Source organism: Alteromonas sp. V450 (assembly GCF_001885075.1).
GTDB lineage: Bacteria > Pseudomonadota > Gammaproteobacteria > Enterobacterales > Alteromonadaceae > Alteromonas.
Genome location: NZ_MODU01000004.1, coordinates 4,361,552 through 4,381,102, shown reverse-complemented (window position 1 = coordinate 4,381,102; position 19,551 = coordinate 4,361,552). Strand labels below are relative to the sequence as shown.

14 protein-coding genes are annotated in these 19,551 nt (G+C 45.3%); 5 read left to right on the top strand and 9 right to left on the bottom strand.

What is annotated here, in order from left to right:
• The first annotated feature begins 11 nt into the window (after positions 1-11).
• Entirely contained in the window at positions 12-143 is a 132-nt protein-coding gene (locus tag BK026_RS19905; protein WP_256253919.1) for a hypothetical protein, read from the top strand.
• A 312-nt stretch (positions 144-455) separates the two neighbouring features.
• Positions 456-1,043 carry a DNA endonuclease SmrA gene (smrA, locus tag BK026_RS19335; RefSeq protein WP_071817794.1) on the top strand — a complete coding sequence of 196 codons (588 nt, stop codon included), beginning with the start codon at positions 456-458 and terminating at the stop codon, positions 1,041-1,043.
• A 139-nt stretch (positions 1,044-1,182) separates the two neighbouring features.
• On the opposite strand, the gene BK026_RS19730 is transcribed toward smrA, so the two are convergent.
• Entirely contained in the window at positions 1,183-1,323 is a 141-nt protein-coding gene (locus BK026_RS19730) for a hypothetical protein (protein WP_012517588.1), read from the bottom strand.
• Between the two features lie 261 nt (positions 1,324-1,584).
• On the bottom strand, positions 1,585-5,472 hold the full coding sequence (gene purL, locus BK026_RS19330) for a phosphoribosylformylglycinamidine synthase (RefSeq protein WP_071817395.1): 3,888 nt from the start codon (positions 5,470-5,472) through the stop codon (positions 1,585-1,587).
• A gap of 176 nt (positions 5,473-5,648) precedes the next feature.
• On the opposite strand from purL, the gene mltF reads away from it, so the two are divergent.
• Complete coding sequence (gene mltF, locus BK026_RS19325; protein WP_071817394.1) at positions 5,649-7,037, top strand: membrane-bound lytic murein transglycosylase MltF; 1,389 nt, start codon at positions 5,649-5,651, stop codon at positions 7,035-7,037.
• 324 nt (positions 7,038-7,361) lie between these two features.
• Here mltF and tadA read toward each other — a convergent pair whose 3' ends face one another.
• The gene (gene tadA, locus BK026_RS19320; RefSeq protein ID WP_071817393.1) at positions 7,362-7,976 is read right to left on the bottom strand and encodes a tRNA adenosine(34) deaminase TadA; all 615 of its coding nucleotides are present in this window, start codon (positions 7,974-7,976) and stop codon (positions 7,362-7,364) included.
• A gap of 323 nt (positions 7,977-8,299) precedes the next feature.
• Here tadA and BK026_RS19315 point away from each other — a divergent pair, with 323 nt between their 5' ends.
• Entirely contained in the window at positions 8,300-8,527 is a 228-nt protein-coding gene (locus tag BK026_RS19315; protein ID WP_083575135.1) for a hypothetical protein, read from the top strand.
• A 44-nt stretch (positions 8,528-8,571) separates the two neighbouring features.
• On the opposite strand, the gene BK026_RS19310 is transcribed toward BK026_RS19315, so the two are convergent.
• Complete coding sequence (locus tag BK026_RS19310) at positions 8,572-10,539, bottom strand: monovalent cation:proton antiporter family protein (protein ID WP_143142149.1); 1,968 nt, start codon at positions 10,537-10,539, stop codon at positions 8,572-8,574.
• A 255-nt stretch (positions 10,540-10,794) separates the two neighbouring features.
• On the opposite strand from BK026_RS19310, the gene BK026_RS19305 reads away from it, so the two are divergent.
• Positions 10,795-11,697: a GGDEF domain-containing protein gene (locus BK026_RS19305; RefSeq protein ID WP_071817390.1), complete on the top strand. Its 903-nt coding sequence runs from the start codon at positions 10,795-10,797 to the stop codon at positions 11,695-11,697.
• 35 nt (positions 11,698-11,732) lie between these two features.
• Here BK026_RS19305 and tilS read toward each other — a convergent pair whose 3' ends face one another.
• From tilS to lpxB, 5 genes are all read right to left on the bottom strand, one after another.
• A complete protein-coding gene (gene tilS / locus BK026_RS19300) occupies positions 11,733-13,058 on the bottom strand; it encodes a tRNA lysidine(34) synthetase TilS (RefSeq protein WP_071817389.1) in 1,326 nt (441 codons plus the stop codon).
• Between the two features lie 284 nt (positions 13,059-13,342).
• Positions 13,343-14,299 (bottom strand): acetyl-CoA carboxylase carboxyl transferase subunit alpha, encoded by a 957-nt coding sequence (gene accA, locus BK026_RS19295; protein WP_014948567.1) that lies wholly within the window; start codon positions 14,297-14,299, stop codon positions 13,343-13,345.
• 68 nt (positions 14,300-14,367) lie between these two features.
• The gene (gene dnaE / locus BK026_RS19290; protein ID WP_071817388.1) at positions 14,368-17,832 is read right to left on the bottom strand and encodes a DNA polymerase III subunit alpha; all 3,465 of its coding nucleotides are present in this window, start codon (positions 17,830-17,832) and stop codon (positions 14,368-14,370) included.
• 4 nt (positions 17,833-17,836) lie between these two features.
• A complete protein-coding gene (gene rnhB / locus BK026_RS19285) occupies positions 17,837-18,409 on the bottom strand; it encodes a ribonuclease HII (protein WP_014948565.1) in 573 nt (190 codons plus the stop codon).
• Positions 18,402-19,550 carry a lipid-A-disaccharide synthase gene (gene lpxB, locus BK026_RS19280; protein ID WP_071817386.1) on the bottom strand — a complete coding sequence of 383 codons (1,149 nt, stop codon included), beginning with the start codon at positions 19,548-19,550 and terminating at the stop codon, positions 18,402-18,404. The genes rnhB and lpxB overlap by 8 nt, the downstream gene beginning before the upstream one ends.
• Between the last annotated feature and the right edge of the window lies 1 nt (position 19,551).

The window sequence follows — 19,551 nt, the reverse complement described above, 5'->3', positions numbered from 1 at the left end:
TGGAGAGTATTATGACGTTACCTTTGCCCCCCCAAGCTGATGCAGAAGATGACAGCGACACACCACCGCGTGATGAATTTCTATTAACTCAAGAAGAACTCGACGCGCTAGAGGATCTTGCTGAGCCCGGCGCCATCTATTAAACCAGCCGGCACAGTTTGTTGCTTACTCAGCTATACTTAAAATGATCGTAATTGCGTCACGTTTCTTCAGATACAGTGGTTCTATAGCAAGGAGGCACAACAAAGCGTACGAACGCTTTGAACTCGCCCTTTAAAAAAGGGGCTAATTAGCTATACAAACTGGTATTAAGTAATGAAATTTCAAAACTTATCCCCACATATTGTGTAAATCTATTTAATACACTGCACAACATATTGGTATAGGCGGTGTAGTTGAGCAAAGCGCCAATGTGCAAAGGCTATATGCGAAGTAAAAAACATGTGGGGAGTAAAATGAGCCAACAGAACAACGATGATATTGACTCTTTTTTTGCAGAGATGCAGGACGTAAAGCCAATTGGCGACGACGACAAGGCTATTTTACATGATCCCGAGAAAGCCCTGGCCGAAAAGCAAAAACGAGCAGCTACAAAATTAAGTATTCGCGAAAAACTTGCTAATCCACTCAGTATGGATGGTGTCAAGCCCGTACCGCCTGATGATTTCATTCATTTTCAGCAGCCCGGTATCCAAGACGGCGTGTTTAAAAAACTTCGTCTAGGTAAATATCCACTAGAAACCAATATAACTCTGGCTGGAAAAACGTTAGAACAAAGCCGCGACCTGGTATATAGCACCGTAAAATCTAGCCACGAGCGAGGCGTTCGTGCACTTTTGATTAAACACGGCACAGGTGAAAAAAGTAAACCCTTTCCTGCACTAAAGAAAAGCTATGTGAACCATTGGCTACAAGAACTCGACGAAGTCATTGCCTATCATACAGCGCAACCTATGCATGGCGGATTTGGTGCCACGTATGTGTTATTGAAAAAGCACCCTCAGCAAAAACTAATAAACAGAGAAAAAAACAAGAAAGGCTAAAGTAGAGGCGGTTTATTCATATACGAGTGAATTCATTTAGCTATTGCGTAAACAAATTATTGAGCGTTTTTTTTGGGGTATTAATGATTAACGCCCGTATTAAGCAACTTAATACGGGCGTTAGAATTTTTCTTTCAGACTACTTAACTGAAGACAGCACACTTAGCGTTGTTGGAGCTTCGGCAGACTTCGCAGATGTGCTAAAAACAGCAGTTACGAACATCAGCACTACAGCTACAGCTACTCCGGTTAAGCCAAACCCTTTTGAAGAACGATTCATTGGTCGTCTCTTATTATTAATAACCAGGTGGCAAATGCCATTCTCTGGTACAGCCCTAACTCAACTCCTGTAACCTATTCGCATCCCTTGCTTGCACTACAATAGATCAGTGACAAACTGATGACAAGGGCAAAAATCAGATTTTTGACACTTTGCCAAAGCTTTGACGCCTTTTTATAGTATGTGTATTTATTAAACAGTATTTTTCTAATGACTAAAACAGGGGTTTCCCCCTGTTTTAGTCAAAATAAGCGTGTTTTGTTAACCAACAAACTTACGTGCGTTTCTAAAGATACGCATCCATGCGCCGTCTTCTTGCCAATCGTCTGGACGCCACGAGTTTGCAACGGCTCTAAATACACGTTCCGGGTGCGGCATCATGATAGTGCTTCGCCCGTCTAGTGATGTCAGGCCCGTGATCCCTTGCGGTGAACCGTTCGGGTTAGCAGGGTATTGCATGGTTGGCTTGCCATAGTTGTCTACGTAACGCATCGCCACCTGCGCGCCAACTTGTGACAGCGCGTTGTCATTAGCAAATTCAGCCTGACCTTCACCGTGCGACACAGCAATAGGCATACGCGAACCTGCCATGCCATCAAGCAGCACAGACTTAGACTCCACCACTTCGACCATAGCAACACGAGCTTCAAATCGCGCCGACTGGTTGGTCACGAAATGTGGCCAATGCTCAGTACCAGGGATCAGCGATTTAAGGTTAGATAGCATCTGACAGCCGTTACATACACCTAAGCTGAACGTGTCGTCCCGGTTAAAGAAGCTTTCAAACTGGTCGCAAGCCATGCTGTTGAACAATATAGATTTCGCCCAACCTTCACCTGCACCTAATACGTCGCCATAAGAAAAACCGCCACAAGCCGCAAGGCCCGCAAACTGTTCAAGGGTAATGCGACCCGCTAACACATCACTCATGTGAACATCGATAGCGTCGAAACCAGCACGAGTAAACGCCGCTGCCATTTCAAGATGCGAGTTTACGCCCTGCTCTCTTAATATCGCCACTTTTGGCTTAACGCCTTTGGCAATATAAGGCGCCGCAACGTCTTCGTTAACATCGTAAGACAACGCTGCATGCAAACCCGGGTCCGCAGCATCTTGCTTCGCCGCGTGTTCTTGTTCAGCACATTCAGGGTTATCGCGAAGCTTTTGCATTTCATACGTGGTTTGTGCCCACGTTGTACGCATAGATACGCGGCTATCTGCAAGTACGGCAACGCCACCGCGATTAAACTCAATCATGTCAGTGCTATTAAGCGTACCAATATCGTGCGTCAATTCAGTTAAACCGAATTCAGTCAGTACTGCGTTAACGGCATCCATATCGCTTTCAAGCACTTGGATTACGCCACCGAGTTCTTCATTGAACAATACGGCAATATCGTTGCCTTTAAGGCTATCAAGGTTAATGCTTACGCCTGTTTTACCGGCAAAGGCCATTTCTGCCACAGTAGTAAACAAACCACCGTCTGAACGGTCGTGATAAGCACACACCAAGCCTTTTTCGATTAACGTCTGCATAGCGTCAAAGAAGCCTTTAAGGCGGGTAGCAGAAACCACATCTGCTGGGCTATCGCCAAGCTGTGTATAGACTTGTGCCAAGCAGCTCGCGCCCAAGCGATTTTTACCTTCGCCTAAATCTAGCAGCAACAAGCGGCTTGCGCCTTTGTCTGTACGCAGCTGAGGCGTTAGGGTTTTGCGAATATCTTTTACTGCACCAAACGCTGAAATAACGAGTGAGAGCGGAGAAGTCACCGCTTTATCTTCACCGTTTTCATTCCATGCCGTTTTCATCGACATAGAGTCTTTGCCCACAGGAATGGTTAGGCCTAGCTCTGGGCAAAGCTCCTCACCCACGGCTTTAACCGCTTCATATAGACCTGCATCTTCACCGGGGTGTCCGGCTGCTGCCATCCAGTTTGCAGACAGTTTAATGCGCTTAATATCGCCGATGTTTGCTGCGGCAATATTGGTTAACGCTTCACCCACAGCAAGACGTGCAGACGCGCCGTGCGATAGTAACGCAACAGGCGTACGCTCACCCATCGACATCGCTTCACCGTGGTAGGTGTCAAACGCTGTTGCAGTAACCGCCACATCTGCCACTGGCACCTGCCATGGGCCTACCATTTGGTCGCGACTTACAAGGCCGGTAACCGAGCGGTCGCCAATGGTGATAAGGAAGGTTTTCTCTGCCACGGTAGGCAAAGATAAAATGCGATTTGCTGCATCACTTAATGTAATGCTTGCCTCATCTAGTGCTGGCGAGCTTACCTTGGTCGAGCTTACGTCACGGTGCATTTTAGGCGGCTTGCCTAAAAGTACATCAAGAGGCATATCGATAGGTTTGTTGTCAAACTGGCTGTCGTTCAGGTTGAGGTGCTGCTCGGCAGTGGCTTCACCAACCACAGCAAATGGCGCACGTTCGCGGGCACAAATTGCTTCGAACACTGGCATATTTTCAGGCGCGACAGATAAAACATAGCGTTCTTGGGATTCGTTACACCATAGCTCTAAAGGTGTCATACCTGGCTCATCAGACAATACTTTTCTAAGCTCAAAGTTGCCGCCACGTCCACCGTCATTAACCAGCTCAGGCAGTGCATTTGAAAGACCACCTGCGCCCACATCGTGAATAAACTGGATAGGGTTGTTATCCCCTAACTGCCAACATGCATCAATCACTTCCTGACAGCGACGCTCCATTTCAGGGTTATCACGCTGTACTGAAGCAAAGTCTAAATCTTCGTTTGATTGACCAGATGCCATTGATGACGCTGCACCGCCGCCAAGACCTATGTTCATTGCTGGGCCGCCAAGTACAATAAGCTTAGCGCCTACCGTGATTTCGCCTTTTTCGATATGCTCGCGACGAATATTACCTAAACCACCAGCTAGCATAATAGGTTTGTGATAGCCGCGTACTTCAACACCGTTGAAGCTATTAACTTCTTGCTCAAAAGTACGGAAATAACCCAGTAGCGCAGGACGACCGAATTCGTTATTAAACGCAGCCCCACCTAGTGGGCCCTCAAGCATGATATCAAGGGCGCTTACAATACGCTGTGGCTTGCCGTATTCGAATTCCCACGGCTGTTCGGCACCAGGAATACGTAAGTTAGATACGGTAAAACCAACCAAACCCGCTTTAGGTTTTGAACCACGACCTGTGGCACCTTCATCACGGATTTCACCACCAGAGCCTGTTGCCGCACCTGGGAAAGGTGAAATTGCCGTTGGGTGGTTATGGGTTTCTACCTTCATCAAAATATCAATATTTTCATGATGGTATTCGTATTGGTGTGACTGAGGGTTCGGGAAGAAACGACCTGCTTGCCACCCTTCCATTACCGCTGCGTTGTCTTTGTAGGCTGAATACACGTGATCAGGTAACAACTCGTAAGTATTTTTGATCATTTTAAACAGCGACTTTTCTTGATCCTCGCCGTCAATGGTCCAGCTAGCGTTAAAAATTTTATGGCGACAGTGTTCAGAGTTTGCTTGTGCAAACATATAAAGTTCAACGTCAGTCGGGTTTCTGCCTAACTTTGTAAAGCTATCAAACAGGTAGTCAATCTCATCATCAGCTAATGCCAGGCCTAACGACACATTTGCATTAACTAGCGCGTCTTTGCCTTCGCCTAATACATCTACGCTGGTAAACGTATTAGCTTCGGTGTGTGAAAACAGCACCGCAGCTTCATCAGTATTGGTGAACACTGATTCGGTCATTCTGTCGTGTAAGAAGCTAGCAATAAGCGCAAAATCATCTTCACTCACAGCGTTTTCTGTTTCTATATAAAACGCACAACCACGCTCTATTCGATTAATACTTTTTAAACTACAGTTGTGAGCGATGTCGGTGGCTTTAGAAGACCAGGGAGAGATAGTGCCGGGGCGAGGAGTAATGAGGAAGAAGGTTCCAGAAGGGGTTTGTGCTTGCCTCGCGGGGCCATAAGTGAGCAGCTTCTCGAGTATCTCTATTTGCTGCTTAGACAAGTCACCTGTGGAATCGACTAGGTGAACATATTCGCTATATAGGTTTTTAACCCTAACGCCGGATTGACCCAGCTTTGCAATCAGTTTAGTTTGGTTAAACTCTGATAGTGCAGGAGCGCCTCGAAGGACCAACATATTGATTTACCTGGTTTGTTAGAAACAACGACCACCAATGCGACGCGTTGTCTCTTGGATTGATGAGTATTTCGGCGCGGATTATAGAGTAATTATGCGCAGTAAGTAACCTCATAACGCGCTTACATGAACTTTTTTTTAAACTTAAACGGTTTAATCACAATAAGTATAGGTCTATGCCGTCAAACGTCTATAAAAAACGATTAAAACTACAATTAATAATCATATTATCCATTGCCGTAATGAGCTGTGGTGTTCCTTCAGTTCCGACTGCCCTTTCTTCATTATTGGAACGAGAAACAATTCGAGTAGGCACGGTATATGGGGCCGGTACATATTATAACGGCGCAAACGGCCCACAAGGGTTCGAGTATGAATTACTTGCTGGCTTCGCTGATTATTTAGGCGTTACGCTAGACCTCTATCCTTTTTACAGCTACGAAGTCATGCTTGAACAACTCGAAGAAGGGAATTTAGATATCGTTGCAACAGGAGATGCCGTTACGCCTTCATTGGAAGAACGTTTTGCATACGGCCCCGCTTATCAGTACGTAAAGCAACAATTAGTATTTCAAGCTGGAGCGAAAAAACCTGACGATATAAGCGCACTCGATGCACCTATTATCGCTGTTGCAGGAAGTAGCCAAGAGTACATGCTTTCCCAGTTACTCGATAAAGATTACGCAACTTCAAGCGGGCCAACATCAAATTTGATCACAACTGAAGATTCTGATTCAGAGGAGCTCCTTCAACAAGTTGCTAACAGCAATATTACCTATACCGTTGCCGACAGCAATCGACTTGCTTTACAGCGTCGTCGTTACCCAAACCTTGCAGTTGCACTCACATTAGACGAGAGAATGCCGATGGCATGGGCTATGCCGCTCACACAAGATGACTCAATTAAGGCGGCGTTAATAGAGTATTTCGGCACCGTGCACGAATCAGGTTGGTTTACTGTGCTCGAGGAAAAATATTTTGGCCATATTCGTCAATTTGATTATGTGGATAGTCGTGCATTTAACTACGCAGCTGAAACCGATTTACCCCAGTTCAAAAATCTATTTGAAAAGTATGCAGGCGACCTTGATTGGCGGTTGCTTGCAGCAATGAGTTATCAGGAAAGCCACTGGGAGCCCGATGCCGTCTCTCATACTGGTGTTAGAGGTATGATGATGCTTACTTTGGATACAGCAAGTGACTGGGACGTGAACGATAGAACTGATCCCGAACAAAGCATTCGTGGTGGCTCCCGCTATTTTGCAAGTTTACTTAGTCGGATACCAGCACGAATAAGTGAACCTGACAGAACATGGATGGCTATGGCGGCTTATAATATTGGTATGGGGCATTTAGAAGACGCAAGGGTGCTCACAGAGCGACAAGGGAGCAACCCAGACCTCTGGGTAGATGTTAAAAGGCGACTGCCTCAACTCAAGCAAAAAAAGTACTACCGTACAACACGCTACGGCTATGCTCGAGGCGATGAGGCACTTCAGTACGTTGAAAATATTCGTCGGTATTACGACAGCCTCATGTGGTTAGATGAGCAAGGAAAAATATAACCAGCACTTATTATCTTTTAATACTTTCTATTGAAAATTGTCATTTCGATGTCATCTACATTAACTAAACTACTGATAAAAGCTGAGTAGCGGATATTTACATAACCCAGCGACGCACTTACAAAAGCGTAGAGAAAGACGACAGATGAAAAAAAACAGATTTATGAAGAAAGGTATCAAATTGAAAAACAACAATAGACGCAGGTTAATGCTTAAGCGCTGTCACCAAAAAGTACTTCAAAGACGCAAACTGTTCGTAACGAGTGATCTGTTTACTCAACTCACCCGAGGCGCGAATTAACTCAGTGTAAATCGTCTGCTTTACTATTTGGCCATCGCTGCCTTCGCTTTTTTTGCTGCTTTAATTTCTTTTCTACGCTTCTTGAAAAAATTGGAAAGCTTCGCAGCACATTCATCTCTAAGTATGCCAGGTGTAATCTCCACCTGATGATTAAGTGCTGGATGCTGTAACAAATTCATTACCGAGCCCGCCGCGCCTGTCTTCGCATCTTTTGCCCCAAACACAACACGCTTTACTCTTGCATGTACCAACATGCCTGCACACATAGAGCACGGCTCTAAAGTAACGTACAGCGTCGCATCCAAAAGCCGGTAGTTTTGAATATAAGACGCCGCTTCTTTTACCGCTCGCAGCTCTGCATGGGCGGAAGGATCACTATCTGTTATTGGGGTATTGAAACCTTCGCCAATTAATTCATCGTTCAATACCACGCAAGCACCAACAGGGACTTCGCCCATTGACTCCGCTTTATCAGCAAGTGTTAAGGCATGCTTCATCCACATCGCGTCATTTTCCATTTCTGCACTTTGCGCTATTTGAATGTCAATTGACGTGTGTTGAATTCTCTCTTTTTCTTGCGTTTGTTCAACCTCGAAGTCAAAAAGAGATGTGGGAAGGTCGTTATTTTGATCACTCATTCGTCAAATTTACCATTTTACTTGGTGAAAATAGTTAAAAATATTTTTATATTTACCAAGAAATAAAGACTAACTCATTAATAAATAGTTACTTTTGTCACTTGGCAACCTACTTGCAATCTCTCATTATAACACTGCTGGTGCGAAGGACTTAGCTGGTTGCATTTTTTACTAAAAACACGTTAGATAACCACTATAGTACCAGAAGCGATGCAGTAATTATTAGCAATACGTATTTGACAAAATACTGGGTGAATTAGGCAACAGACCAAATTTTCACCTACACTGTTTTAAAGCCATTAGTGAGGGATACCACCGTGAACATGACCGCGATTGCAATAGTAGCCATTTGTGCTTGGGCCTTAGTTACCATTGTCGAAAGTGCAAAAGACAAAAGTAGAAAGAAATTTAGCAACAAAGAAACCGACGCCTATAAAGCTGAAATTGCAGAGCTCAAAGAGCGTGTTTCCGTACTTGAGAAAATAGTAACAGACGAGCGCTACGACTTAAAAAAGCAATTTGCTGATTTAGAAAGCGACCGTGTAGCTTAGGTCATTAAGTACATCCCAGCTTGCGCACTTTATTAAAGTGCGTGCTAGCTCCCCTCTAATAATTTACGCTCTGCTCGCTCTACTCGCCGTGGTTTTCCTGCAATTACCAAAACGTCGTGAGCCTGAAGAACTGCCTCGCTGTCGGGATCTTTCACCTCATTTCCGTCTCTGCGCAAGCCCTTGATGGAAACACGCATCTTTTCAAAATCTATGTCCTTGATCGCCTTTCCTATACACGATGCCCGCTGTGAAAGCACTACAGCATGTATAAATTCCAATTTATCTTCAGTGCCATAACTAATTTCAGTTGTTTCTCCTGGATAGAAACCGTGCATGTGGTCATACCGCCCTTTTCTTTCTGCACGCACTCGCTTCAAAATTCTAGACATTGGCACGCCTGCATAATGTAGTACCTGTGATACCAACATTAAGCTTCCTTCTTGTAATTCAGGCACAACTTGATTCGCCCCTGCGCTGTATAGGCTTTCTAGTTGATAATCGCGCTTTGTTCTTACCATAACATCTGTTGTCGGCATGATTGAGCGAGTCTGCGTTATCACTTGTTTCGCCTTATCTACTTGATCGAACGTCACTAAAACCAATCTGGCAGTCTTGATATTTGCACTTAATAAAATGTCTTTTTGACTCGCGTCACCAAAAATGACGGGTTCACCTGCGTTTCGGCTTTCTTGAACGCGTACAGGATCCATATCGATAGCGACAAAATGGATCCCTTCCATTTTCAACATTCTTGCGACAGACTGCCCTACTCGCCCAAAACCGCATATAACCACATGATTAGTGAGTTTCTCATTATTAGTCGCTGAAAAGTCTTCCTCAAAGGAAATATCATTTTTCACAATACGCTTAGCAATAATAACGCTGTTTTCCATCAACCAAGGCGTTAAAGCCATACTGATAACCCCCATACAAACAATCATCGAAGACTGTTCTGTAGTGAGCACGCCGTGAGTGGTTGCTAGTGCCGCTATAACGAAGCTAAACTCGCCTATCTGGCACAGTTTCACGCCTGCTGACCACGCATCAATTGCATCAGTGTTAACAAATGCTGATGCAACCCTCACCAAAATAATTTTGAGGACCATCAATAGCAATACGCCAAAGATAATTCCAAAGAAATTGTCCCACAGCACACTCAATTCAAGCTGCATACCAACCGTAACAAAAAACAACCCCATTAGAATGTCGCGAAATGGACGGATGTCGGCTTCTAATTGGTACTTATACTGGCTTTCTCCCAGCATCATTCCCGCTAAAAAAGCCCCTAAAGCCATCGACAAACCAAAGTAGAAAGTAAGACCTCCAGCAAGAAGAGCAATAAGGATAGTGGTCAGCACAAATAACTCGTCGGTGCGGGTTCGGGCTACTTCTCTGAACACCCAAGGAAGCACCCACTTTCCAACCGACATTAAAAATGCAATAACAAAAACGCCTTTTAGTAAGGCTTCTATGAGTGCAGTAGCGATACTCACGTCTGTCGAAGCCGCTAACAGAGGAATTGCTATTAAAAATGGCACCACGGCTAAGTCTTGAAAAAGCAATATGCTAATCGCTAACTGCGTCCGTCTGTTGTTCAAAATTCCCATTTCCGTGGCTTGTTTAATAACAATTGCGGTGGAACTTAAAGCCAGCGTGCCACCGATGATAATAGAAGCACTGATGGTTATGCCCATTAAATAAGGAATAGCGGTAAAAACAGCCGTTGTTATCAGCATTTGTCCAACGCCAACACCAAATACCAAAGACCGCATAGCAAGTAGTTTCGGGAGTGAGAACTCAAGGCCTAAAGAAAACAATAGAAAAACGATGCCAATTTCAGCGAGTAAGTGCATTTCTTCTGGATGAGCAAAAAGAGAAATAAGTTGAGGGCCAGCAATAACTCCTGCAAAGAGGTAAGCAAGAATAGGGGGTAAATGAACTCTTTTAAATACAGCCACTGCACAGACTGATATAAACATTAGCAAAATAATATTTAAAAAGCTCATTACCAAGAAACCTCCACAAAAACCTCTGACACTGTTTTCTCAATATAGATAACGCTCAGTCAAATCTATCATTTTAAGAATCATGTGCGTCAAAATATAGTTTGGCATCTACCTTGCAAACTTCACTCGTAACATGCAGATCCGGCAAGTTTTGCCGCTGTGGTAGACCGCAAATGCCTTAGTTATCAAGGTTTACCGCAACAACGTCAGGGCTTTGACGCTAGTTTCTTTGCATACCGAATTTTGTAGAGGGGTAATGCCGTGGACTTTTCAACGTCACTAATCGACAACACAACGCAACACAATACATTTTATGCTACCAATAGCACTGATAGTCATTTGTCACTTGGGGAATTGTCAGGATTCATAACTCAGTTGCTCTCTACACTTGATCTCCAAGAGCTCGGTACCGTTTACTATCAGCAGCTAAACACCCTTTTACCTGTTGTTGGTTTTAGCTTATCAGATTTCGACTCACGCTGGGTTTACGGCAACGCTAAAATATCATCTACACTTGTCGACTTACCTCTTAAAGGCGCCTCATCAACAACAGGTGAACAGGCGCACGCGTACTATTACATTAGTTCACCCTTGTCATTATCGCAACGAGAAACGCTCTTTCAACTACATGATTTATTTGGAAAACAAGTCCAACACGCATTGTCGATGCTGCGCCTGCAACAGATGGCAACTAAAGACGTACTCACCAGTCTAGGAAACAGAGCTGGCTTTGAACAATCCATGATAAGACAGCTTGGATGGGCGCAAAGACATAATGACCCTTTTGCTTTACTCGTCATTGATTTAGATAACTTTAAATATGTAAACGACAATTATGGGCACAGAGAGGGCGATAAAGTGCTGGTGCACGTTGCGTCTCACCTTGTAAATGTATTGCGTGATGAAGATGAGCCGTTTCGCTATGGCGGTGACGAATTCTGTTGCCTCCTTGACTGTCAAACTCAACAACAATTGGCATGTGCAGCGCAACGCATTCAACACAGTGTCAATAGTTCTGGTTACCTACGTGGGCTGGGGGTTTCCTGTAGTTTAGGCGGCGCAATATTTCGCGAAGGTGATACAACAGGAAGCTTGTTTGACAGAGCTGATAGCGCACTTTACCGCGTTAAAAGTTCAGGTAAAAATAGCTATCACGCAGCTTAATACCAGCATTTTTGTAAGGCGGCAAAATACTGCCGCTAACAAGGTTGGAACACGACCTCAATACCTTGAGACATTGGCTGTAAATACTCACAACGTCCTAAAACAATAAGTGCTACAGGTTGCTCGTTAATAAATATAACCGGCACACCGTCTCGCTCCCATCGCGGTACACGCCATACTTTGAACCATTCTTTCAGTAGCTTGGACACGCTCGCGTTTTCTGGTTTCACTCGTAGGTTACGCGTATTGGTTCGTAACAATACTGTATCGTCATTTTTCTGAGCAGATTTCATTACCTTCACTTGCCCCTGCAACCAAGGTAAATATGTATCTTGTCCAAATGCCAGTTCAAGATTTTGCGGTACCTCATGGGTAGCATTCACCACCCAATGAAGGTCGTGGTCAAAGCGAATTACCCTGCCCCACTTAAAATTAACTTCAGGGGTTGCATCGTGCTTTGCTTTTAACATTGCAAGCACTTGGTCTGTCTGCGCTTTTGACGGCGACAGCTGACGTTGTGTCCTAAACCACGTACGAATGACCATGGCCTGCCAAGGTAACGACAATGCAGCGAGCTTTTGCCCGTCTAGCCTAAAATCTGAGTGTTTACATTCTTCAAAATATTGCTGCGCAGAGTCGCTGACCAGTGCGCTTTGCTCAGCACAAAGCTCTGCGCTGCGCCCCACTGTCTTGGTTAACTTAGGCCACCGCTCAAGCAAATGAGGTATGATCTCGTTCCTTAAAAAATTCCTGTCAAAGCTGTTTTGCTGGTTAGATTCATCCTCAACCCACTGCAGCATTTCCTCTTCGGCATAAGCCAAAATCTCGGCTTTCTCTAGTGCTAACATAGGACGCATTATTAATCTATCGCCGCGATACTGCACTTCACCCATACCCGCCAAGCCTTGCGGACCAGCACCGCGTTTTAGCTGAAGCAATACGGTTTCAAGCTGATCTTCTGCGTGCTGCCCCAAAAGCAACACACCGTCTATTTGATCACACACTTCTAAAAGTGCGTTGTATCGAACTTTGCGCGCTTCAGCTTCCAGGCTCTTTCTGTTACCGGTATCAACGGCTACGCGATACTGATGAAATTCAACATCTTCAAGTCTGCACTGCAGTTCACAATGACGGGCCCAGTCGTCAGCATTATCACTTAAACCGTGGTGTACATGTACTGCATGAATTGGGCTATCAAACTGCTCCCTGTACGCAATTACGGCTTGAAGTAGCACCGTAGAATCCACACCGCCGCTATAGGCTACGACGAGTGGCGTTTGACGTGGTAGCTTTACATTAGTGAGTGATGTCGCAATGCGGTTAACGATATGTTCGATAATGGGGGATTGTAGCTGGGTCACAGACCGGTAATACCTTATTCTTTCAACGTTATGTTTTACTGAGGTTTAGCTTTGTATTTGGCTAAGCTCTAGCTTTTTAAAAACACACTTTCTAATAACACACTTTTTAATAAGACAAAGGGGTTGGTTACCTTTGGTAAACAACCCCCATGTTCGTATACGACATTACATGAACCAACACGTATTGAGCCACCGTTCGCCAGATTTTTACTCAAGCGTCTAAGCTGATAGAACACTACTAGTCGTAGCCAATGTACCTTACATGCTAGTTTTCTTAAATGACATTAGCAATAACCGAACGACATTAAACGCTGGTAACGCTCTTCCATCAATTTAGTCTTATCTAGTTCTTTAAGCTGGTTAAGCTGCTGCTTAATCACGGCCTTCAAATTAGCCGCCATGCCATTGTGATCGCGATGTGCACCACCTAGAGGTTCTTCAACAATACTGTTAATCAGGCCTAGCTCTTTAATTTGTGGCGCACTTACACCCATAGCTTCTGCAGCGAGTGGCGCTTTCTCTGCACTTTTCCACAAAATAGACGCACAACCTTCTGGTGAAATCACCGAGTAGGTAGAATATTGAAGCATATTTACGCGATCGCCAACACCGATGGCTAATGCGCCACCTGAACCACCTTCACCGATTACGGTACATACGATAGGAACAGTAAGCTCAGCCATCTCGAATAGGTTTTTCGCGATGGCTTCACTTTGGCCACGTTCTTCCGCACCCACACCTGGGTATGCCCCTGGCGTATCGATAAACGTGATGATAGGCATGTTAAAGCGCTCAGCCATCTTCATAAGACGCAAGGCTTTACGGTAGCCTTCAGGTTTAGGCATACCGAAGTTACGCTTAATCTTTTCGTTGGTATCACGCCCTTTTTGATGACCAATAATCATCACAGGCTGATCATCTAGCATTGCTGGTCCACCAACAATCGCTTTATCGTCAGCAAACGCGCGGTCGCCAGCAAGCTCGTCGAACTCTGTAAAAATACGAGGAATATAATCTAACGTATATGGACGCATTGGGTGACGTGCAAGTTGTGAAACTTGCCATGCGCCAAGATCAGAAAAGATCTTTTTGGTCAGCTCTGCGCTTTTACCGCGAAGCTTATTGATTTCTTCTTCAATACCAACGTCAAACTCGCCACCTTGATTTACCAATCTAAGCTCTTCAATTTTTGCTTCTAGTTCGGCTATTGGCTGTTCAAAGTCCAAAAACTGTATACTCATTTCATGTCCTATTCGTACTACGCTCGTCTATACAAACGCGAGATGTCCAATCTATCGAACTCTTACCCTTAATGGTAGAGAATTGAAACGGCTTTGTCTCCCAAACATTGTTTGAGATCGTGTAAAAGTTGGTCTTCAGGAGTAACGTACCACCTTGCACCACACGCCAAGGTTACTTCCGCGTCTGGATGGGTTACCGCTAACTGAACTGGACAACTTCCACCGTTAAATGCCTGCAGGATAGATTGCATCTGACTCATTTTCTTCGGTTCAAGCAGCTGGGTATCAATATTTAGTGCCAGCGCTCTCGCGTTTTTCTCTCGTGCTTGAACAATGTCCATTACATCACGGGCGGTGATTGTATTGCCCCCAGAGAAATCATCAAAGCTGACCTGTCCCTTTATAAGCAAAATTCTGTCAGTTTCTAATACACTTTCGAACTGTTCATACATATCAGGAAAGAAGCGTACATCTATTCTGGCACTCTTGTCATCCAGTGTCACTATAGCCCAGCGACGTCCGCGTTTGTTCGTCATTACGCGTACGCCAAGTACCAATCCTACTGCACTGGCCATTTGATCTTTGTTGGTTGGTTTTAAATCAACTAGCCGTCCGTCGGTGTAGTAACGCAGTTCTTCCGCGTACTGATTGATGGGGTGACCGGTTAAGTACAAACCAAGGGTATCTTTTTCACCTTCTAGCCATACTTTCTCAGGCCATTCAGGGACGTCAGCAAACGCTTGCTTCACGTCTTCTGGCTCGGTAGTCAGTAATCCGAACATATCAGATTGACCAAAAGACTCGGCTTTTGCGTGCTGCCCAGCGGCGGCAAGAGCCTCGGGTAAACTCGCCATAAGGCTTGCGCGATGTGGACCTAAGTTATCCATTGCCCCCGCTAACACTAGCTTTTCTAGCACTCGTTTGTTTACGCGTTTAATGTCTATCTTGGCGCAGAAATCAAAAAGATCTTTAAATGCCCCTTGGGTCTCCCGCGCTTCTATAATCGCCTCAATTGGGCCTTCCCCCACCCCTTTAATCGCACCGATACCGTAAACAATGCGACCTTCGCTATCGACGGTAAACTTGTATTTACCTGCGTTTAAATCTGGCGGCAGTATCTCAATACCCATGCGCTCACATTCATCGACAAGCGTCACAATTTTGTCGGTGTTATCCATATCCGCCGACATTACCGCAGCCATGAATTCCGCAGGATAATGTACTTTTAGCCACAGGGTTTGGTAAGACACCAAGGCGTAAGCGGCAGAGTGAGATTTGTTGAACCCGTAACCCGCGAACTTTTCTACCAAGTCGAAGATTTTCATCGCAAGGTCTGGGTCAATATTATTGCCCTTCGCACCCTCGGCGAACGTGCCGCGCTGCTTGGCCATCTCTTCAGGCTTTTTCTTACCCATAGCACGACGAAGCAAGTCAGCGCCGCCTAGCGAGTAGCCCGCCATTTCCTGGGCTATCTGCATTACCTGTTCCTGATACAAGATAATGCCATAGGTAGGCTCTAGAATTTCTTTCAAGCACTCGTGCTGATATTCTGCATCGGGGTAGGAAATTTCTTCACGTCCGTGCTTACGGTCAATAAAGTTATCTACCATGCCTGATTGCAGCGGGCCCGGACGGAACAGGGCCACCAGTGCGATAATATCTTCGAAGCAGTCAGGTTTAAGGCGCTTAATTAGCTCTTTCATACCGCGAGATTCCAGCTGGAATACCGCAGTTGTCTCGGCGTTTTGAAGGGTTCTGAAACTCTTAGGATCTTCAAGCGGAATAGCGCTGATATCGACATCAACGTTCTTCCCTTCTTTGATCATATCTATTGCCCACTGAATAATAGTCAGCGTACGAAGACCTAAGAAGTCGAATTTTACCAAGCCCGCCGTTTCAACGTCGTTTTTGTCGAACTGGGTTACGGGGTTTTTACCTTCGTCATCACAATACAACGGCGAGAAATCTGTGATAGTGGTTGGCGCAATAACAACACCACCGGCGTGCTTACCGGCATTTCGGGTAACCCCTTCAAGTATTCGCGCCATATCGATAAGGTCTTTCACTTCCTCATCGCTTTCATACACTTCTGGTAGCTGTGGCTCGGCTTTAAACGCCTTTTCAAGCGTCATGCCTGGATCGGGTGGAATAAGCTTTGAGATCCTGTCTACAAAGCCGTAAGGGTGACCAAGTACGCGGCCTACGTCGCGCACTACCGCTTTTGCCGCCATAGTACCAAACGTAATGATCTGCGATACCGCCTGACGCCCGTAAAGCTCAGCAACGTGATCGATTACCTCGTCTCGTCTATCCATACAGAAGTCGACGTCGAAGTCGGGCATGGATACACGCTCTGGGTTCAAGAAACGTTCGAATAGCAAGTCGAATTCAAGCGGGTCTAGGTCGGTAATTTTTAGGGCATAAGCCACCAGTGAACCCGCACCAGAGCCCCGCCCTGGCCCTACCGGAATTCCGTTATCCTTGCTCCACTGGATAAACTCCATAACGATAAGGAAGTAGCCTGGGAAACCCATTTGGTTGATAACTTCAAGCTCAATGCGAAGTCGGTCATCGTACTCTGGACGTTTGGCTTTGCGCACTTCTTCATCGGGAAATAGAAATTCTAGACGTTCTTCCAACCCCTCTTCAGACACTTTAACCAAGAAGTCTTCGGTGGTCATGCCGCCGGTTGGAAATTGCGGTAAGAAGTACTCGTTTAACCGTACGGTAACATTACAGCGCTTAGCAATTTCAACCGTATTTTCTATGGCTTCAGGAATATCGCTAAATAACTCAACCATTTCCTCTGCAGTGCGCAGATATTGCTGGTCGCTGTAGCGTTTAGGGCGGCGGTTATCATCAAGCGTGTAGCCATCGTGAATACATACACGAATTTCGTGAGCATCAAAGCCTTCACGGTCAATAAAGCACACTTCATTGGTGGCAACCACGGGTAAGCCGCGCTGCTCAGCAAGCTCCACGGCAAGGTGCAAGTAATCTTCCTCACCTTGTCTACCGGTTCTAATCAGTTCTAAATAAAAGCGGTCGGGAAAATGAGTTTGATAAAACTCAAGGGCACTGTCGAGAATTTTGGCGTTGTTTTTCATTAAACCCACACCAACATCACCATGCTGTGCACCCGATAAAACAATCACGCCTTCACTGTGCTCTGCCAACCACTCTTGATCGATAACAGCACGGTGTGCCAAGTGTCCACGAAGGTAGGCCTTGGAGATAAGAATTGTAATGTTCTTATATCCCTCATTGTTCATTGCAATAAGGGTTAGTCTGAAAGGTTCATCCCCAAAAACGTCATTGGTAACCCAAAAGTCGGTGCCGATAATGGGCTTAATACCTAAGTTATGTGCCTCTGAATAAAACTTTACCAAGCCACACATATTCATTTGGTCGGTGATCGCCACGGCAGGCATGCCGAGCGCGGCCACTTTACCTAGAATAGGCTTTACCTTATTCAGGCCGTCCATCATCGAAAAGTCGCTGTGAACACGTAAATGAATAAATGGCGATGACATGATGTTATTTCTCTTCGAGTAGCGCTTTTACAGGTTTAAAACTTTTTCGATAGCAGTCTAAGATGCCATATTCAGCGATGGCTTCAAAGTGTGCTTTTGTGGGGTAACCTTTGTGCCCAGCAAAGTTATATTGCGGATAGGCCTCGTGAAGCGAAATCATATCATTATCTCGCTCTACTTTGGCAATGATGGAAGCCGCTGAAATTTCGGCGTGCAGACTGTCGCCTTTCACTACCGCTTCAGACTCAAAGTTCCACGCCGGAACACGGTTGCCATCTACGCGCACAAAGTCAGGCCTTACAGGCAAACCTTCCACTGCGCGGATCATGGCGAGCATGGTAGCGTGCAGAATATTAAGCTTGTCTATTTCTTCTGGGCTCGCTCTACCGATATTCCAGTAGAGTGCTTTTTCACGAATTTCTTGGGCAAGGGCTACGCGCTTTTTTTCACTCAGTTTTTTAGAGTCGGTTAGCCCTTCAATGGGGTTTTCTGGGTCGAGAATGACCGCGGCGGTGACCACATCACCTACTAAGGGGCCGCGACCTACTTCATCAACGCCGGCAATTAACTTATGCAAACAATTCCTCCACGACAGCTTTTGCTGCTGTTTTATCAGCATTGCATTTTAGCGTATGGTGGAGGTCGGTGAAACGGGAAATCAGGGCAGAATTATCACTTTCGAAGAAGTTGAGTAGCCGACTGCTCATATTCTCTGCGTTTACTTCTTCTTGCAGTAATTCAGGAATAATTGCCTCATCAGCCAATAAGTTTGGCAACGTGAAGAACGGCGCTTTGTACAAGCGCTGCATAATTTTATACGTAAGCGGTGCAAGTAAATAAGCGGCTACCATGGGGCGCTTGCACAACATGGCTTCTAAGGTAGCCGTGCCTGACGCAAGCAATATTACATCGCTAGCGATCATCGCATCTCGCGATGTACCTTGGGTTACCTGAATGGGTAAGCGTTCCTCTGCATTATTGGCTTCAAGCAAAAGCGCTTTTATTTGCGCAAGACGATGCTCGTTTGCTGCAGGGATAAGAAACTGAATATCGCTACGCTTGGCATGAATAGCTTCAATGGTCTTGAGAAATACTGGAAGAAGTGTATCCACTTCACCTCTTCGTGAGCCGGGAAGTACGGCCAATATGGGTGCATTACTATCTACACCCAATACTTGTCTCGCTGCACTTTGATCGGGCTCAATCGCTATAGCGTCAGCCATGGTATGCCCTACAAAAGTATAGGGAACCTTATATTTATCGTAAACCTGCTGTTCGAAAGGAAATAACCCTAGCACGCGATTAGCCGCTTTTGCTATTTTGTGGATGCGCTTCTCACGCCACGCCCATACGGTAGGACTCACATAATGCATGGTTTTAATACCACGAGCTTTTAGGGCTTTTTCTACCCTCAAATTAAAATCAGGCGCATCAATACCTATAAAAATATCGGGGGAATTTTGCTCAAAGTGAGCAAGCAACTGCTTTTTTACTTTTAAAATAGCAGGTAAATGAGAGAGGACTTCTACAAGCCCCATAACTGACAAGGTTTCCATATCAAACAAACTATGGAAACCTGCATTTATCATGTTGGGACCGCCAATACCTTCGATGATAGCATCTGGGTATTGGCGCTTTAACTCTGCAACCATTCCGGCGGCAAGCACGTCACCAGAGGGCTCTCCGGCAACCATGCCGATACGGATAGGCGTAGACATA

What these genes read in the sequence shown, in the direction of transcription:
- BK026_RS19905 (WP_256253919.1), top strand. Translation starts at nt 12, where the DNA reads ATGACGTTACCTTTGCCCCCCCAAGCTGATGCAGAAGATGACAGCGAC.
- smrA (WP_071817794.1), top strand. Translation starts at nt 456, where the DNA reads ATGAGCCAACAGAACAACGATGATATTGACTCTTTTTTTGCAGAGATG.
- BK026_RS19730 (WP_012517588.1), bottom strand. Translation starts at nt 1,323, where the DNA reads ATGAATCGTTCTTCAAAAGGGTTTGGCTTAACCGGAGTAGCTGTAGCT.
- purL (WP_071817395.1), bottom strand. Translation starts at nt 5,472, where the DNA reads ATGTTGGTCCTTCGAGGCGCTCCTGCACTATCAGAGTTTAACCAAACT.
- mltF (WP_071817394.1), top strand. Translation starts at nt 5,649, where the DNA reads ATGCCGTCAAACGTCTATAAAAAACGATTAAAACTACAATTAATAATC.
- tadA (WP_071817393.1), bottom strand. Translation starts at nt 7,976, where the DNA reads ATGAGTGATCAAAATAACGACCTTCCCACATCTCTTTTTGACTTCGAG.
- BK026_RS19315 (WP_083575135.1), top strand. Translation starts at nt 8,300, where the DNA reads ATGACCGCGATTGCAATAGTAGCCATTTGTGCTTGGGCCTTAGTTACC.
- accA (WP_014948567.1), bottom strand. Translation starts at nt 14,299, where the DNA reads ATGAGTATACAGTTTTTGGACTTTGAACAGCCAATAGCCGAACTAGAA.
- dnaE (WP_071817388.1), bottom strand. Translation starts at nt 17,832, where the DNA reads ATGTCATCGCCATTTATTCATTTACGTGTTCACAGCGACTTTTCGATG.
- lpxB (WP_071817386.1), bottom strand. Translation starts at nt 19,550, where the DNA reads ATGTCTACGCCTATCCGTATCGGCATGGTTGCCGGAGAGCCCTCTGGT.